Origin of the sequence: Mesorhizobium sp. LCM 4576 (assembly GCF_001854815.1) — a bacterium.
GTDB classification, from domain to species: domain Bacteria; phylum Pseudomonadota; class Alphaproteobacteria; order Rhizobiales; family Rhizobiaceae; genus Mesorhizobium; species Mesorhizobium plurifarium.
Window position 1 is genome coordinate 189,923 of sequence record NZ_MDDT01000007.1, and the last position, 17,016, is coordinate 206,938.

Genomic DNA, 17,016 nt, shown 5'->3' on the forward strand with positions numbered 1-17,016 from the left:
CCGGCTTGTCTATGGCCGCGCTCCGTCGAAGCGCGGCCGTAGAGATTGTTCTTTCCCCGGCTGCGCCAGCCGCGCGAAACCTACTGCACAGGATGCCGGTCCATGCTGGGAAGCCTCATCCAACAAACGGTCAATGCCCTGACGATAGGCTCCATCTACGCGCTGATCGCTCTCGGCTACACGATGGTCTACGGCGTGCTGCGCATGATCAATTTCGCCCATGGCGAAATGTTCATGCTCGGCGCCTACGTGGCTTTCCTGGTRCTCAGCATGCTGATCGGCACCGTGGGCGGCGCCGGCGCGATTGCGCTTACCGCGGCCTTCGTCCTCGCCATCTTCCTGGTGGGTGTCATYGGTGTCGGCATCGAACGGATTGCCTATAAGCCCCTGAGGAATTCCACGCGTCTCGCGCCGATGCTCTCCTCGCTCGGCGTATCGCTCTCGCTGGTCACCGGCATCCAGATTCTTGCCGGTCCACAGCCTGTCGCCTTTCCGAGCTTCTTTCCCGCCGTCCGCTACGAGGTGATGGGCGGCACGGTCAGCTCGGTGCAGATCGGCATCCTGATCGCCGCCTTCGCGCTGATGTTCGRCCTGCATTTCCTCGTCAACCGCRGCCGCATCGGCATCATCGTGCGCGCCGTCTCGGAAAGCCGGCCCACGGCCCAGCTTCTGGGCATTAACGTCAACGGCGCGATATCCATGGTGTTCTTCGTCGGGCCGCTGCTCGGCGCGGCCGGCGGCATCCTCTACGCCAGCTACTACGGCATCATGACGCCGACCATGGGCGCCGTCATCGGCTTGAAGGCCTTTACCGCGGCGATCCTCGGCGGCATCGGCTCCATTCCAGGCGCCATGCTCGGCGCCTTCATCCTCGCCTTCGTCGAGGTTGGCGGAACGGCGCTGCTGCCCATCGTCACCCATGGCGTGCTCGGCACCGAATACCGCGACGTGCTGTCCTTCGCGATCCTCATACTCGTGCTCCTGATCCGTCCCGCCGGCATTCTGGGCGAGGCCGTTTCCGAGGAAAGCATCGTATACAAGAGGGAGTTCTGATGTCCGTCGCCGAGACCCTCGCCGCCRCCAAGCCGCGTTCAGGACGGGCCATTTCGTTCCTCTTCTTCGCCATCGCGATCGCGTTGATCGTAGCGACACCTTTCCTGCCCAACTACTACGTCCGTGTCATCAACAGCCTGCTGATCTACATTCTGCTCGGCATCGGGCTGAACATCGTGATCGGCTATGCGGGACTGCTCGATCTCGGCTTCGTCGCCTTCTATGCGGTCGGAGCATACAGCTACGCGCTGCTCGCCAGCCCGCAGCTCGACCTGCACTGGCCGTTCCTGCTCATCCTGCTGGTCGCAGCCTRCCTCGGCGCGGTCACCGGCATATTRCTCGGCATACYGGTGCTGAGATTGCGCGGCGACTACCTCGCCATCGTCACGCTCGGCTTCGGCGAGATCATCCGCATCATCATCAACAATCTCGACTGGCTTACCGGCGGACCGAAGGGCATAGCGCGCCTCGACAAGGCGTCGATCCTCGGCATCCAGGTCGCCCGTCCGATCGATTTCTTCTGGCTATTGCTCATCACCGTGCTCGTGGTCGGCACACTGGTCTGGCGGCTGGAGCGCTCCATCCTCGGCAAGGCCTGGGCGGCCATCCGCGAAGATCAGGACGCCGCGCGCGGCATCGGCATAAACACGACCAACGCCAAGCTTGCCGCCTTCGCCACGTCTGCGACGATCGGGTCGATCGCGGGAGCGATCTTCGCCGCCTCCCAGCGCTTCGTCAGCCCGGAGAGCTTCACGCTGCAGGAATCGGTGCTGATCGTGCTGATGATCGTGGTCGGCGGCATCGGCAACATTCTGGGCATCGTCGCAGGYGCAACGATCCTGATGCTCTTGCCGGAGGTGCTGCGCGAGTTCGCGGAATGGCGCATCCTTTTCCTGGGGTTGTTGATGATCTTCCTGATCATCGTGCGACCGGCGGGAATCGTGCCGCGCAGCTTCGGCCCGGACAAGCTCATCCGGAGGCTCTTCGGCAAATGACGCTCACCTTCGACAGACTGCGAAAGCAATATGGCCAGGTCGTCGCCATCGACGACGTGACGGCCTCCTTCGCTCCCGGGCTCATCCACGGCGTGATCGGACCGAACGGCGCCGGCAAGTCGACGCTCATCAACATGACCGCCGGCTCCTACAGCGTCTCGGCGGGATCGATCGCGCTCGACGGCAAGCGCCTCGACACGCTGAAGAAGTATCAGATCGCCAATTCCGGCGTGGCCCGCACTTACCAGAACATCCGGCTTTTCGACCAGATGACGGTGCTCGAAAACCTCGAAGTGTGCTTCTACCCGGCCGATGTCGGCGGCACCTTGAAGGAAGTGATGTGGCCACCCTATGCCGCAGCCAGACGCGAAAGACGCCGTGAGAAATGCATGGAGATCCTGCGCCTCTTCGATCTGCAGGGCTACGCGCAGGCCGAAGCCGGAAGCCTTCCCTACGGYCGCCAGCGCATGCTGGAAATCGCCCGCGCCCTCGTGTGTGATCCACGCGTGCTGCTGCTCGACGAGCCGGCCGCCGGCCTCAACCATCACGAGACGGCGGAGCTGACCGCGAGGCTCGCGGCCCAGCGCCTGCCCGACCGGATCACCATTATCGTCGAGCACGACATGGATCTGGTCATGTCGCTCTGCGACAACATCATCGTCATGCATCACGGCAAGCTTCTGTTCCAGGGCACGCCCGCCGAGGTGCAGGCGAGCCCCGACGTCCAACTCGCCTATCTGGGAACCGCCAATGACATCGACGACATCCGGGCCGCTGCTCAGGATCGCCGGGCTCAGCTCGGGATACGGGCGCGTCGGCGTTCTTGAAAACATCGATATCGAGGTCGATCCAAACGAGATCGTCGTCGTGCTTGGTCCGAACGGCGCGGGCAAGACGACGTTGCTCAACTCCATCTCCGGCGTCGCACGACCGACCGCGGGTTCGATTACCTTCGAAGGGCGCGACATCACCGGTATGCGTCCGGAGCAGGTCGTGCGCCTCGGCATCACCCATTGCCCGGAAGGCCGCCAGATCTTCCAGCGGCTGACGGTCGAGGAGAACCTTGTCGCCGCTCACATCCGCCGAGCGGGAAGGAGCTTTGAGGCGCTGCGCGCCGAGGCGTTCGATCTCTTCCCGGTGCTGAAGGAGCGCCGCAACAGCGTGGCGAGCCGGATGTCGGGCGGACAGCAGCAGATGCTGGCAATCGGCCGCGCGCTGATGGCCGAACCGAAGCTGCTGATGCTCGACGAGCCGTCCCTTGGCCTCGCGCCTAAGATCGTCCATCAGATATTCCGCATCATCCTGGACCTGTCGCGCAACGGCATCTCTATCCTGCTCGTCGAGCAAAACGTCCAGCTCGCACTGGAATGCGGCGACTACGCCTATCTTCTCAACACAGGCAAGGTGAAGCTTCACGGGCCGGCACAGGAAATGGCCGAGCACTCCGCGCTGAGCGAGCATTACCTTGGCGGCGTCAACGAGACTGTCCTTCATGTTTGAGGTCGACTGGAAGACGCCGCATCTGTGGCGCAAGACCGCGAAGTCGCGCGAGACGGCGCCGGCGCTCCAAGGCGATCTGCAAACAGACGTGCTGGTCGTCGGTGGCGGCTTCACCGGCATGGCCGCGGCGCTCGGCGCGCGCGACAGCGGCGTCGACGTCATACTGCTGGAAGGCAATGAGATCGGATCGGCTGCTTCCGGCCGCAACAACGGCCTCGTCATCTCGCATCACTCGAAGGCATCGCCCTCGGAATTCGAAGCCGTCTACGGCAAGGCCGTCGGCTCCCGCTACAACCGCATGGTGGCGGACGCCGCCGGCGTCGCCTTCGGCCTGATGCAGCGCTTCAACATCGATGCCCATCAGGTGCAGGAAGGCTGGATCCAGCCCGCCCACACCGAGGCCACCCTTGCCCGCGCCCGCCAGTTCCACGACGAGTGGAAAGCCTTCGGCGCAGACGTGTCCTGGCTTGACCGCGCAGAAGTCAGTGCTCGCATCGGCAGCCCCTATCTCGGCGGTTGGATGGTCAACAATTCGGGTCACATCAATCCGTTCGCCATGACGATCGGTCTCGCGGCCGCCCTGGAGCGCGAAGGCGTGACCATCCATGAGAACTCCCGCGCGACTAGGATGGAACGCCTGCAAGGCGGCTGGCGCGTCTTCACCGGATCGGGCAGCGTCAGCGCGCCGCAGGTGATCCTGGCGACCAACGCGCTGACCGGCGACATCTGGCCGGGCCTGAAGAAGACGCTGGTGCCCTTCAAGGTGTTCCAGGCTGCGACCGGTCCGCTGTCGGATGAATTGCGCGCCAGAATTCTTGTCGGCAACCCGGCCGTGTCCGACATGCGCCGGGATCTCCGATACTTCCATTACGACCGCGATAACCGGCTGGTCAGCGGCGGCACGCATACATTCTGGTTGGATGAAGCCGACCGCGGCCGCGCCAAGGTCTCGCGTATGCTCGGCAAGGCATTCCAGGCCTTCGGCGGCGAGCCCGAGATGGTGGAATACTGGCACGGCACCTTCGCGGTGGTGCCCGATCGCAGGCCTCGTCTCTACCGGTTGGCTCCTGGCCTTGTGTTCGGCGGCGTATATTCAGGCCGCGGCGTGGCGCTTTCGATGTCRCTCGGCCAGGAGATCGGCCGCTGGGCGGCAGGCCGCCGCACCGACGAGCAGATGTCGCTACCGGTCACCAGCATGAATCCGATTCCGTTTCATCCGATCGCGGTGCAAATCGCCAATCGCATGCAYGCCTGGAACCGTTTTCAGGATCGCCGCTCGTAAGACGCGGAGTGGCTATGAACATTCCAGGAGCCTGTCCGCTCGGTCCTGGAGCGGTTCAGCGTTGCACAGAATCGCCAGGCGCCGGGCCTTGATCTGGCTCGAACTGCCGTAAATCAATGGCTTACGGATGGTTAGCCAACCCTCGGCGAACCGGGTGGCGAAGCATCCTATAAGCGATTGATAAATAATGGTGGGCCCGGAGGACATATTAAAGCGATTGATTTCACTGGCCTTTTTTGTGGATCAAAAACTCGAGCCTCCCCGTATCGTTCCGTATGATCTTGCCACGTTGGATGGTTGCGAAGACGTATCTTCGGTCGGTATCGCCAACTGCGACTGCGGCGGGATACCGGGGCAGTCCGGATCAGGCTCGATAAAAATCCCGATACCATTCCACGAAACGCCGGACCCCGATCTCGATCGGAATTCTCGGCCTGAAGCCAGTCGCTTGCTCAAGTGAGCTGACATCGGCGCAGGTCGCGGGCACGTCACCCGGCTGAAGCGGCATGGAGTTGCGTTTCGCTTTTTTGCCCAGCGCGTCTTCCAGCAGTTCGATCAAGTGATTCAGCTCAACTGGCGAACTGCCGCCGATGTTGTGGATCCTGAACGGCGCGCTGCTCGTCGCGGGATCAGGCGCGRCACTGCTCCATTCCTTGTTGGGCGTGGCGGGCAGTTGCATGATGCGGATCAAGCCCTCGATGACGTCATCGATATAGGTGAAGTCTCGCTGCATGTTGCCGTGGTTGAAGACGTCGATAGGCTCACCCGCAAGTATGGCCTTGGTGAAGATGAACAGGGCCATATCCGGGCGGCCCCACGGCCCGTAGACCGTGAAGAACCGCAAACCAGTCGTCGGCAGTCGGAGAAGATGACTGTAGGTATGGGCCATCAACTCGTTGGCCCTCTTGGTGGCAGCGTAGAGACTGAGCGGGTGATCGACAGAATCGTGAACGGAGAACGGCATTCGCGTGCTGCCGCCATAGATCGAGCTCGAGGACGCATAGACAAGGTGGCCGACCGAGGCTTGGCGGCATCCTTCCAGGACATTGAGGAATCCGCTCAGATTACCTTCGCCGTAAGCGTAGGGATTGGTGAGCGAATGACGAACGCCGGCCTGGGCTGCGAGATTGACGACGATTTCCGGACCAACCGAGGCAAAGAGCGCCGAAACGCGGTCGCGATCGGCGAGGTCGACATGCTCGAACCGGAAATGTGGAAATTCTTCCAACTGATCGAGCCGGGCCCGCTTCAGGTTGATGTCGTAGTATTCATTCATGGAATCGAGGCCGACAACTTGCCAACCGTCGGAAAGCAGTCTCCGGCATAGATGAAAGCCTATGAAACCCGCTGCGCCGGTGACAAGAGCAGGCCTATTTGATGTCACGGCATATCCCTAACGTTAAGCTGTGACCCGATTCACACCCGTTTCCACCCTCGCCTCTCTTTGTCCCCGGAAGCATCATCAGAATGATCGATGAAACATCTCTTGAGCAGAGCCATAACCAAACTTCATCTCTAGCTCAGGCAAGCCATGCTCCCGGCATATGTGAAGGCACAAGCGGCGGATCAGGATCTTGATGAGGCTCCTCCTCCACCGGAGCCGCCCAGGTGGGCAGAGGTGCGCGACTATGCCCTGGACCGGGGCGGGCCTGCCCTGCGGCCATATCTGCCTTTGCCAACCGGGTTTGCGGATATCGGCATTGGTCCTCGGCTGGAAACCCTCGCCAGGCAACATCCGCAGAAGATCRCCATCAATGACGGCGCGGACGAACTCTCCTATTCGGCGCTCGGCGCCGTCGTCGAAATCCTATCCCGGCGCGTTGCGAATGCCGTTCCCGAAGGCGGGCCGGTTGGAATCTGCCAGCCAAGTTCCGTCTGGAGCGTCGTCGCCATGCTCGCGACCATGGCAGCCGGACGGATCTCGATTCCGTTAAATGCGAGAGATCCCGGTCCCCGGATCAGGGAGATCGTGTCGGCGGCCAGGCTCTCGGYGATGCTGGGCATCGGTGACAGGCCAAGCGATCTGCCTATGGACGTCCAATGGATCGACATCGGCGTAAGTTCAGCCTCCGATCGCGAGCTGTTGGCAACTCCCCTTCCGCCGCCTTCGGTCGATGCGCCGGCCATCGTTCTCTATACCTCAGGCAGCACAGGGCGGCCAAAGGGCATCGTCAACAGCCAGCGCAGCTTGCTGTGGCGCGTGCAACAATATGTCGAGGCGTGTCACATCAATTCAGACGATGTTTTTCTCCCCTTGTCGGGCCTGGCCACGATAGCTGGCTGCCGTGAGATCCTGGCCGCCGTCCTCACCGGGGCCACGTTGCAGCTCGTTGAACTGGAGGCGGTCGGGCTGCGTGGCGTCCGCGCGCGGATGCAGGACCAGGGCACGACAATCACATACATCGTACCCGCCTTGCTGCGAGCGTTGATGGCGGATRCCAGCGCCGCTACGTTCAGCTCGCTTCGGGTCGTCCGCGTCGGCGGCGAGAAAGTGCTGTGGTCCGACATCGCCATTCTGCGCAAAGCCGTCCCRCCGCATTGCCTCATCCAGATCGGCTACTCGTCCACGGAGACCACGGGATCGCAGTGGTTTGTGCCATCGGAACCGCCGGACGCCGAACCGGACGTGCCCGTTGGGCGGCTTTTGCCGGGAATCGCGTTCTCGATTGTCAATGAGGAGGGACGCGTCGTCCCGCCCGGTGAAACGGGAGAGCTCGTGATCAAGAGCCCCTATGTCCTGCTTGGGCATTGGGAAAATGGYGCCGTCATCCCTGTCGATGCGGACAGCGCCAATCCGCGCGAGCGGATTTTTCCGACCGGTGATCTCGTGCGTTTGGACGACGATGGTTTGCTGAGGATCATTGGCCGGAAGGGGCGGCAGATAAAGATCAACGGGCGGCGCATCGAGCCGGCCGAGCTCGAAAGAGTGCTGCGATCCGCTCCGTCGGTTCAGGACACTGTGGCAATCGTGACGGAGGCAGCCGAACTTGTCGCATTCGCCATTCCGGGCGATGCCGCGGGTCCGGATTTTGTGGAGGGCCTGCGCCGGCTGATCGCCGACACGCTGCCTCCAGCGCTGCGGCCCCTGCGGCTCCACCGCGTGARCGAAATCCCCTGCCTCGATGGCGGAAAGATCGACCTCGTCAAACTTGGCAAAATGGATCTCCTCGCCAGGAGGCCGGTTACCGTCGCCGATCAGCCAGGTTCGGACGCCGATTCGGCGGCGGGTAAGGTGGTGCAGAAGGCATGGGGCAAGGTTCTCAACACCAGGGCGGCCGTAGGCAGGTGGGACGAGGCCGGAGGAGATTCGTTGAAGCTCCTGCACTGCGTGATGGAGATCGAGAATCTCATCGGCCAGGAACTCGGGCTTGAGAGTTTCACTGTCGGGATGAGCGCGGGCGAGATGGTGAAGGCTGTCGTCGCGGCGCAGGCAGCCGCATCCGGCAAAGCCGCTCCCGAGCATAACCCGCCGCTGCTTTTCCTGTTTCCCGGATCCGTCGGCTACGGTCCAAGCCTTGCCGCCTTCGCGTCCGCCATGGGAAAAACCGCGAAGGTAGTTCCAATCAGGTACCCCGGCCTCGCTCCCATCCTGCGCGGACAGAGCGATCTCGCCAGCATGGCAGACGCCGCGATCCAACAAATCAACCGCGCTCAGCCGTCGGGCCATGTCAGGCTTCTGGGCCACTCGCTGGGCGGAGCCGTCGCGCTGGAAGTAGCGGTGCGCCTGCTCAAGACCGGGCGGTCGGYCAAGTTCATCGGCATCCTCGATACAAGCCTCGAGGGCGAGCGAAGCCGCTTGTGGGACACTGTCACCCGCACAATGCGCCGGCTCCGGTCCAACCGCATATCGTTCCAGCGCGTCGCCTGCCGCGCCCTGGCGAAGATCGCGGTCAGAATGGGTCACGAAGTTCGTCTCGCCGGTGCGATCGACCGCTACACCGAAGGCCAGTTCAACGGAGCCTGCTTTCGCATCAAGCTGGAACTGCAGGAGGTTTTGCGGGCTCGCGCATTTTTCCGCTGGCTGGAGAAACCCAAGCCAGCGCTTCCGATCCAAGGGACGCTGTTTCGCTGTGCCCGCCCGGGCATGTCCCACGCCATCGGATGGGATCAGGTGTTTCGCGACCTGCAGGTGATTCCGATTGTCGGCACACATATCGACCTCGTCGTGGAGCCTCACGTCGCGACCAACCGTCCGCTGATCGAGAAGGCCGTTTTGCGAACCTATTCGACGGCCGAGACCCTGCAATTGGAGGGCCAGTCGACGTGATCTCGGGATTCACTAAGGAAGCACTGGCGTTGGACGCAGCCGCGGAGGCGGACCGCATCGTGTCTTCGACGCGCGAGCAGGTTCTGGTCACGCTTCGGCGGCGCGGGGTGGTGGTCGGCCTGTCGGGCGGCATCGACAGTTCCGTCGTAGCCTCCTTATGCGTGCGCGCCTTCGGCAAGGATAAGGTGCTGGGTCTCTTCATGCCGGAGCGCGACTCCTCGGGAGACTCGCTGAGACTCGGACGCGTCATCGCGGCTCAGCTCGGCATCGATACTCTGGTCGAAGACATCGCCCCGGCGCTCGATRCCATCGGCGCCTATCGCCGGCAGGTCGAGGCGATCCGCTCCRTCGTTCCGGAGTATGACGAAGGATGGAAATGCAAGCTGGTGCTGACCTCGGTTCTGGAGAGCCAAGGCCTCAACATCACCCGTCTCACGGTCCAGGATCCGGAAGGCAAGGTCAGCACGGTTCGGCTGCCCTTGGCGGCCTATCTGCAGATCGTCGCCGCGACCAATTACAAGCAGCGCATCCGCAAGATGACCGAATATTATCATGCGGATCGCCTGGGCTACGCTGTTGCYGGAACGCCGAACCGGCTCGAATACGACCAGGGTTTCTTCGTCAAGCAAGGCGATGGCATCGCGGACGTCATGCCAATCGTGCACCTGTACAAAACGCAGGTCTACCAATTGGCCGAGTATCTCGGTGTGGACGAAGAAATCCGCCGCAGGCCGCCGACCACCGATACATTCTCCATGGCGCAAAGCCAGGAGGAATTCTACTTCGCGCTGCCTTACCATCTGACGGATCTATGCCTCTATGGCGTCAATCATGGGCTATGYGCCGACGAGGTCGCAGCCATTGCGGGCCTGACCGGCGGCCAGGTCGAGAAGGTCTTCAAGGACATCGAAGCGAAGCGCCGGGCTGCGCGCTATCTGCATGCTAGGCCCTTGCCGTCCGTGCCGATGGATGTGGACTGACGCCGATGTGCGGGATCGCCGGAATACTGGCGCTGAACGCCACCGCCAAACCGCCTTCGCGCGAGGCATTGTTGCGCATGGCCGGCGCGCTTGCGCATCGCGGTCCCGACGAACGGGGGCTCTACCGCGACAGACGCGCCGGGCTGGCGCATGCCCGCTTGTCGGTCGTCGATCTTCAGCATGGGCAGCAACCCCTCGCCGACTCTGATGGTCCGGCGTGGATCGTCTTCAATGGTGAGATTTTCAACTATCTCGAGCTGCGCGACAGGCTGTTCGCCCTCGGCCATCGGTTCCGCACCCGCAGCGATACCGAAGTCGTCCTGCATGCCTATCGGGAGTGGGGCGAGGCAGCCTTCGAACGTATGAACGGCCAATGGGCGCTGGCGATCTGGGACCCGGCTGCGGGCCGGCTGGTGCTGTCGCGCGATCGCTACGGCATTTGCCCGCTGCATTTTTGCGAGCATGGCGGCTGCTTGTTCTTTGCGAGCGAAGTCAAAGCGATTTTCGCCGCCGAGATGTCGATCCCGCGCGCGTTCGATCCGGCGGGCATCGATCAGACCTTCACCATGTGGACGGCTGTTGCTCCGCAGAACGTGTTCCAGGGCATCCGGGAACTCTCGCCCGGACACGTGCGCCTCTATGAGAACGACGCGGCGCGAGAATACCCGTTCTGGCAACCGCGCTTTCCGGAAATCGATGGCGAGGCCCGGGATCGGTTTGGCGGCTCCCTGGGCGAGGCGGTGGAGGAAGTGCGGCTGATGCTGGAAGGCGCCACGGCCTTGCGAATCGTGCAAGCCGATGTGCCGGTGGGCTGCTATCTTTCAGGCGGACTCGACAGCTCCCTTGTCGCCACGCTCGGAAGGCGCTTCGCCGGCGAGCGCTTCCAGACCTTCTCGCTGCGTTTTGCCGATGCCGAATATGACGAGACCGAATTCCAGCGCCTCGTCGCGGACGCCACTGGGAGCGAACACCACGAGATAGTCGTTTCCCGCGACGATATAGCCGCAGTCTTTCCCGAGGTGATCCGTCACACCGAGCGGCCAATCCTCAGGACTGCGCCCGCACCACTCTTCCTGCTGTCGAGGCTCGTGCGGGAACGCGGCATCAAAGTCGTGCTGACCGGTGAAGGCGCCGACGAGATGTTTGCCGGTTATGACCTGTTCCGCGAGGGCAAGGTACGCCGCTTCTGGGGACGCCAGCCGGCCTCGATCAAGCGCGCCCGCTTGCTTGAGCGGCTCTATCCATATCTGTCGCGCTCGCCGGTCCACCAGCAGGCACTGGCCCGGCAGTTCTTCAGCCGCAATATCGAGGCCCATGCCGCGGCCGGATTTGCGCATGACACGCGCTGGCGCACGACCAGCGCCATCAAGCGGCTGTTCTGCCCCGATATGCGGGCTGCCTCCGAGCGCCGCGATGCGGTGAGCGAASTGCTCTCGACGCTGCCGGCCGAATTTCCGCGCTGGAGTCCCCTCGCCCAGGATCAGCATATCGAGATCCGGACTCTGATGTCGGGCTACCTGCTCTCCTCGCAAGGCGACAGGATGCTGATGGCTCACTCCATCGAGGGCCGCTTTCCCTTCCTCGACGACAACGTCGTCACCTTGGCGAATGCGCTTCCGGATTCCTACAAGCTGCGCGGCCTCGACGAGAAGCACGTGCTGAAGCGCGTCGCGGCGCCGGTCCTGCCGCCGCAGGTCGTCGCCCGGAAGAAGCAGCCCTACCGTGCGCCGAACGCGCTGAGTTTCTTTACCGACGGCGCGCCGGCCTACATTGGTGATGCCCTGTCCGAAACGGCGGTGCGGACGGCCGGCGTCTTCGACCCCCAGTCGGTGAACCGGCTGGTCGGGAAGTGCCGGGCTCGGACGGGCGGGGGCGACATGTCGAATTCCGACAACATGGCCTTGGTTGGCGTGCTGTCGACGCAGCTTCTCCATCAGCAGTTCGTCGTGACCCGCCCCGCCGGCGTGACGAACCCAGATCTCAGCATCGACGTCGACTACGAGCATCGCGAAAGGGAGTTGGCATGATCCACGGCGCCGTACCGCTCCTGCATGATTATCTGATCCACTCGGCCGGCCGGCTCGGCGACAAGGTGGCGCTGGTCTGCAACGGGCGGCGTGTCACCTACGCCGAACTCGACGAATGTTCCAATGGAATCGGGCAGTGCCTGGTGGGCGCCGGCGTGCWACGCGGCGATCGGGTGATGATCTTCGCCGACAACACGGTCGAGACGGTTGTCAGCTTCTGGGCGGTGCTGAAGGCAAMCGCCGTCGTGTGCATCGTCAACCCCCTCACCAAAAGCGACAAGCTCGATTACCTGCTGAATGATTGCCGGCCGGCGGCGCTGATCACCGACCGGCATCTGCGCTCAGTGTTCGGCGAGCCGGCGCACACGTGTCGCTCGCTGCGCCAGGTGATCGTGTCAGGGCCGATCGAGGACGACGAGCTCAGCCGGCTGCCGCACGCGGTACGCTGGGAAACGGCCGCCGAAAGAATGCCGGCCGCGCCGAAACGCAAATCGATCGACATCGATCTTGCCGCGATCATCTACACGTCCGGGTCAACGGGAGAGCCCAAGGGCGTGATGCTGACGCACCGCAATATGACGACGGCATGCACCTCGATAGCCTCATATCTGGAGCTTCGCGAAGACGAGGTGATCCTCGATGTCCTGCCCCTCGCCTTCGACTATGGCCTCTACCAGATGCTGATGGCGTTCCGCACCGGCGCGCGGCTGGTTCTCGAGCGCTCCTTCGCGTTTCCGGCGCAGATCCTTCAGGTCATCAAGGACGAGAGGATCACGGGCTTCCCCRGCGTGCCCACCATCTTCGCCTCGCTGGCGGAGCTCAAGTCCCTGAAGGATCACGACTTCTCGAGCATCCGCTATGTCACCAACACGGCGGCCGCCTTGCCGCTCAAGCACATCACCATGCTCAGGGAGCTGTTTAAAGGCGCCCGCATCTATTCGATGTACGGCCTCACCGAGTGCAAGCGCTGCACCTATCTGCCGCCGGAAGATCTCGAACGAAAACCGCTGAGCGTGGGGATCGCGATCCCAAACACCGAGATGTGGATCGTCGACGACAATGACCGACGCGTCGAACCCGGAACTGTCGGCCAGCTTGTCATCCGTGGCGCGACGGTGATGAAGGGCTACTGGGGCAAACCGGAAGCGACTGCCAGGAAGCTCAAGCCCGGCCCCTTGCCAGGCGAGCAGGTGCTCTACACCGGCGACTACTGCCGGATGGATGAGGAGGGCTATCTCTATTTCATCGGCCGCGGCGACGAGATCATAAAATCGCGGGGCGAGAAGGTTGCGCCCAAGGAAGTGGAAAACGTGCTGATGAACATTCCGGGCGTCAAGGAGGCTGCGGTGGTTGGCGTGCCCGACGAGATTCTCGGCCAGGCCGTGAAGGCCTTTGTCGTGATCGAGCAAGGCCGCATTGTCGGTGAGCGGCAGCTTCGGATGGAATGCCAGAAGCGGCTGGAAAACTTCATGGTCCCGAAGTCCATCGTCATCGTGCCCARCCTGCCGAGGACGGATACAGGGAAACTCAAGAAGGTGGCTCTCTCGTAGCGCCTGTTGGACGGCGCGGAAAGTATTCAGTTTTTATCGGAGGKTGGTTATGGATAATTTTTTGGYAACGAAGCCCTCGGGCGATATCTACACCAAACAAATCCGCGATTTCCTGGCTTCGAACTTCTACATCGCCGACGTGAAATCGCTCAGCGCCACGGAATCGCTGCTCGATCAGGGCATCGTCGATTCCACGGGCGTGCTCGAGATCATCGGCTTCATCGAGGAGACTTTCGGCATCGCCGTGGAGGACAGTGAGTTGCTCCCCGAGAACCTCGATTCCATCCAGGGCATAGCGCAGTTCATCGCACGCAAGAGGGGATAAGCCGACCTGCGAGGCGCTTAGGGCTGCGGCTTGGCGTATCCGAGCACGACACGCGCCTCGCCGGCGCGGTTGGTGACGACGCCGATGTCCTCGTAGCCTTTGCTGCGCTCCAGCAGRCTTGCCACCTGGCGGTCCTGGCCAAGGCCGACCTCGAACAGGAGGGCTCCGCCCGGCCGCAGATACCGCAAGGCATCCCTCACCACGCGCATGTGGATGGCGATGCCGTAAGGCCCGGCCGCGAAGGCCTCGCGCGGCTCGAGCGCGACCAGATGAGAGCGGTCGCCCTCCAGCCGCTTCTCCGAGATGTAGGGCGGATTGCACACGACAACATCGATGGTGCCCTGAGGCACCAAGGTGGAGAGAGCGTCGAACAGATCGCCCTGTTGGACCGACACCCGGTCGGCCAGTTCATGGTGGGCGACATTCCGGCACGCCACCGCGACACATCCATCGGTGAGATCGCTTGCCCAGACCTGCGCCGTCGGAACCTGGCGGGCGATCGCACAGGCAAGATTGCCGGCCCCGCAGCACATGTCGATCACCCGCGGCGCCGGCAGGTTCATTTGCTGCAACACGTCGACGGCGGTCGAACCCAGCAGCTCCGTCTCCGGTCTCGGCACAAGCGCGCCGGATGCGACAAGCATCTCCATTCCCATGAAGATCGCGCTGCCTCTGTTATAGGCGTCCGCGACATCGACGTCCTGGCTCAAGACCTGCCTCCACAACCGGATCCAGYGCTCGCCGAATGGTGCAGAAGCGCCGGCGCTATTGTGYCGCCGCGCTCTCCAATTCGTTGCTGAACCTGACCTCGATCGTATCTCCCGGCGCCACCTCGGCGTCCTCGTCGGCGGCCTGCTTGCGCCACTGCCCATCGACGTTGCGAACGATCGTCATCTGGGCTCGAACGGTCTCGCCGGCGATGGAAAGAGGCGCGGCGGTCGCACCTACGGGCTGCAACTTCTGGCTCGCGGCGCGAAGCCTTGTGCCGATGTCGGCAAGGCGAACCTCGGTGTCCCGCAATTCGTTGAGCAGACCGATGCGCCTTTGGTTCTCATTGCGCTCGAGCTGCCGGGCAAAGTCTTCCCGCTGACGCTGCGTTCGCATCAGCTCGACCGATGTTTCCAGCGCCCGGCTGGACGAAAGCAGGACGGCGCGCCGGACGTCGGCGAGCCTGTTGTTCGTCAGATTTCCAGCCTTGAACGCCTTGGTGACCTGCTCCAGGTCCTCTTCATCGGCCTTGACGCCATCCGCTTCATCCTGCGCGCGCTTCATCAGCGTCTCGATCTGCGCGGCGGCATCCTTGGCGCCCTTTTCGACAAAGCTCTGCTCTTGCTGGAAGTTGTCCAGGGAGAGCTTGAGCGCTTCCGCTTCAGCCTTTGCTATCCCCGCCGCGAGCGATGGCGAAAGCGGCGATCCTTGCGGAGGCTGCGTGTCGAAGTTTTCCTGTTTGTCGAGCTCCGCGCGCAGGCGCGCGCTGTGGAAATAGTCCCTGGTGTATTCTCCCCAGATCATCTCGTAATCGCGTCGCAGATCCGTCGGATCCGGGCCAGGCTGATTGGTCCGCGCGCGCAAGAGGCTGAAACCGCCCGCGACGGCGATCGCCTGGCGCACGGTCATCAGCGGACGGTAGGCCTGCTGTCCGGGAGTGAGCACATCGCCGGTCACATAGATCGGGCGGTACTCGGCGATGATCGCCGTCACGTCGCTCGGCCTTACGACCGCCATCTGTTCGCGGCCATCGGGCATGCGGATGTGGAAGATCTTGGTCGGCAGGATCGTTTGCATGCGGCTCTGCAATTCGGGTGGCGTCAGACCGCCGACCGAGACCGTGCCCGCTTCGGGCAGGACGATCGTGCCATCCATCTGGACAACGGCACGCTGCGTCCGGTCGGGAATGGAGGTTATTCCGATCTCGACCGTGTCGCCTGGCGAAATCCGATAGGTCGATGTCTCGGCCGCCACGGCCATGGAGCCTGTGGCACAGACTGCAAGAAGCGCAAAGGAGAACCGGCTAAGGCTGGTCATTGGCGACAACCTCCTTGGGGTTTTGGCGTTCGCTCCAATCGAGGCGCGCGACGAACTCGTAGACCGGGCCRCCCGGCACGCCCCAGTTGCTCGACCAGATCACYTGGGAGCCATCCGGAGAGGGCGAGGCGTGCGTTTCGCTCCAGTAGTCGGAAGGAGGGTTCCGCGTCTGCACGATGCGACGAATAGCGCCGCTGCCGTCGATGCGAAGGGCAATGACCTCGCGCGCATAGGGGGCCCAGCCGGGATTGGCCGATACCTCGCGCGGGTCACCGCCATAGCTCAGGAAAACCCAGTCGCCCCTGGCAATAGCCCGGGTCGACGCATGCTCCGCCTCGCCGAATACGGTCAGGGAAGTCACCTTCCCGTCCGACAGCCTGCGCTTGATGACCTGGAACTTGTCCGGATTGGATTTGCTGATGCCGACATAGACTTCGCTGCCGTCGGCGTCGACCGTCAGATCGCCATGGCCTGGACGATGGTGGTCGGTCCATCTCTGATGCAAGGCGCCATCGACCTTGAAGATAGCCCTCTGCTCCGTGCCATCCACGAGATCCTGGAAGCACAGAATATATTTGCCGAGCGGCGAGATCGTACAGGAACTCGCCTTTCCGGGTACCTGAGAAAGCTCGATGTCCGGAAATTTCTGCCGCTRGCTCAGATCATAGGCAAAAACGACGTCAGCGCCGTCCTTGCGGACCGCGCGGACCGCGATGCGGCTGCCGTCCCGGCTGGGATTGCCCTTCGATGGACCGAATTGCAGATCGTGGTAGTCCGGGGATGTGAACAGAACGTCTTCGTGGTTGGTCCGTGGCGCCCAGGTCGAGACCGCCCGGTCGTGAACACAGATCATCAATTCGGCATTTCGGGGATGCCACTCGCATTCGCCCGCTCTTTTGCGCCAAAACAGTGCCGCATAGGTGTGCCCGTCGAGAAAGCACATTCCGTTGCAGCCGTTGTCGAGCAGGAGCAATGTCTGGTCCGCATTCCAGGCTTGAGCGCTCGAATAGCG

The 17,016-nt window shown here is 62.8% G+C and carries 14 protein-coding genes and 1 pseudogene; 10 read left to right on the plus strand and 5 right to left on the minus strand.

Going from position 1 to position 17,016, the window contains the following annotated elements:
• Nucleotides 1–102 precede the first annotated feature (102 nt).
• Genes LCM4576_RS03075 through LCM4576_RS03095 form a run of 5 tightly spaced genes read left to right on the plus strand, consistent with a single transcriptional unit; the run spans nucleotide 103 to nucleotide 4,830 of the window.
• Nucleotides 103–1,053, plus strand: a complete 951-nt coding sequence (locus LCM4576_RS03075) for a branched-chain amino acid ABC transporter permease (RefSeq protein ID WP_244510588.1) — start codon at nucleotides 103–105, stop codon at nucleotides 1,051–1,053.
• Nucleotides 1,053–2,048 carry a branched-chain amino acid ABC transporter permease gene (locus LCM4576_RS03080; protein WP_071030474.1) on the plus strand — a complete coding sequence of 332 codons (996 nt, stop codon included), beginning with the start codon at nucleotides 1,053–1,055 and terminating at the stop codon, nucleotides 2,046–2,048. Before LCM4576_RS03075 ends, LCM4576_RS03080 begins: the two co-directional genes overlap by 1 nt.
• Nucleotides 2,045–2,875 carry an ABC transporter ATP-binding protein gene (locus LCM4576_RS03085; RefSeq protein WP_041005892.1) on the plus strand — a complete coding sequence of 277 codons (831 nt, stop codon included), beginning with the start codon at nucleotides 2,045–2,047 and terminating at the stop codon, nucleotides 2,873–2,875. Before LCM4576_RS03080 ends, LCM4576_RS03085 begins: the two co-directional genes overlap by 4 nt.
• A complete protein-coding gene (locus LCM4576_RS03090; RefSeq protein ID WP_082037130.1) occupies nucleotides 2,799–3,548 on the plus strand; it encodes an ABC transporter ATP-binding protein in 750 nt (249 codons plus the stop codon). Before LCM4576_RS03085 ends, LCM4576_RS03090 begins: the two co-directional genes overlap by 77 nt.
• Complete coding sequence (locus LCM4576_RS03095) at nucleotides 3,541–4,830, plus strand: FAD-binding oxidoreductase (RefSeq protein ID WP_071030475.1); 1,290 nt, start codon at nucleotides 3,541–3,543, stop codon at nucleotides 4,828–4,830. The genes LCM4576_RS03090 and LCM4576_RS03095 overlap by 8 nt, the downstream gene beginning before the upstream one ends.
• A 364-nt stretch (nucleotides 4,831–5,194) precedes the next feature.
• Here the strand turns inward: LCM4576_RS03095 and LCM4576_RS03105 are convergent, their stop codons facing one another.
• A complete protein-coding gene (locus tag LCM4576_RS03105; protein ID WP_071030477.1) occupies nucleotides 5,195–6,214 on the minus strand; it encodes an NAD-dependent epimerase in 1,020 nt (339 codons plus the stop codon).
• A gap of 234 nt (nucleotides 6,215–6,448) precedes the next feature.
• Between LCM4576_RS03105 and LCM4576_RS03110 the strand changes: the two genes are divergently transcribed.
• From LCM4576_RS03110 to LCM4576_RS03130, 5 genes are read left to right on the plus strand one after another with little or no spacing between them, the layout of a single operon-like run.
• Nucleotides 6,449–9,097: an AMP-binding protein gene (locus LCM4576_RS03110; protein WP_320411837.1), complete on the plus strand. Its 2,649-nt coding sequence runs from the start codon at nucleotides 6,449–6,451 to the stop codon at nucleotides 9,095–9,097.
• Nucleotides 9,094–10,077 (plus strand): NAD(+) synthase, encoded by a 984-nt coding sequence (nadE, locus tag LCM4576_RS03115; RefSeq protein WP_071030479.1) that lies wholly within the window; start codon nucleotides 9,094–9,096, stop codon nucleotides 10,075–10,077. The genes LCM4576_RS03110 and nadE overlap by 4 nt, the downstream gene beginning before the upstream one ends.
• Before the next feature lie 5 nt (nucleotides 10,078–10,082).
• A complete protein-coding gene (asnB, locus tag LCM4576_RS03120; protein WP_071030480.1) occupies nucleotides 10,083–12,104 on the plus strand; it encodes an asparagine synthase (glutamine-hydrolyzing) in 2,022 nt (673 codons plus the stop codon).
• Nucleotides 12,101–13,654 carry a class I adenylate-forming enzyme family protein gene (locus tag LCM4576_RS03125; RefSeq protein WP_071030481.1) on the plus strand — a complete coding sequence of 518 codons (1,554 nt, stop codon included), beginning with the start codon at nucleotides 12,101–12,103 and terminating at the stop codon, nucleotides 13,652–13,654. Before asnB ends, LCM4576_RS03125 begins: the two co-directional genes overlap by 4 nt.
• 49 nt (nucleotides 13,655–13,703) lie before the next feature.
• Complete coding sequence (locus tag LCM4576_RS03130; protein ID WP_071030482.1) at nucleotides 13,704–13,979, plus strand: acyl carrier protein; 276 nt, start codon at nucleotides 13,704–13,706, stop codon at nucleotides 13,977–13,979.
• Between the two features lie 17 nt (nucleotides 13,980–13,996).
• Here the strand turns inward: LCM4576_RS03130 and LCM4576_RS03135 are convergent, their stop codons facing one another.
• From LCM4576_RS03135 to LCM4576_RS03145, 4 genes and pseudogenes are all read right to left on the minus strand, one after another.
• On the minus strand, nucleotides 13,997–14,689 hold the full coding sequence (locus tag LCM4576_RS03135) for a HemK/PrmC family methyltransferase (RefSeq protein WP_071030483.1): 693 nt from the start codon (nucleotides 14,687–14,689) through the stop codon (nucleotides 13,997–13,999).
• Between the two features lie 55 nt (nucleotides 14,690–14,744).
• Entirely contained in the window at nucleotides 14,745–15,680 is a 936-nt protein-coding gene (locus LCM4576_RS03140; RefSeq protein ID WP_244510608.1) for a sugar ABC transporter substrate-binding protein, read from the minus strand.
• Between the two features lie 75 nt (nucleotides 15,681–15,755).
• A pseudogene (locus tag LCM4576_RS37070) lies at nucleotides 15,756–16,004 on the minus strand (polysaccharide biosynthesis/export family protein); the annotation flags it as partial.
• Nucleotides 15,991–16,977, minus strand: a complete 987-nt coding sequence (locus tag LCM4576_RS03145) for a hypothetical protein (protein WP_407067355.1) — start codon at nucleotides 16,975–16,977, stop codon at nucleotides 15,991–15,993. The pseudogene LCM4576_RS37070 and the gene LCM4576_RS03145, both read right to left, overlap by 14 nt.
• Between the last annotated feature and the right edge of the window lie 39 nt (nucleotides 16,978–17,016).

What these genes read in the sequence shown, in the direction of transcription:
- LCM4576_RS03090 (WP_082037130.1), top strand. Translation starts at nt 2,799, where the DNA reads ATGACATCGACGACATCCGGGCCGCTGCTCAGGATCGCCGGGCTCAGC.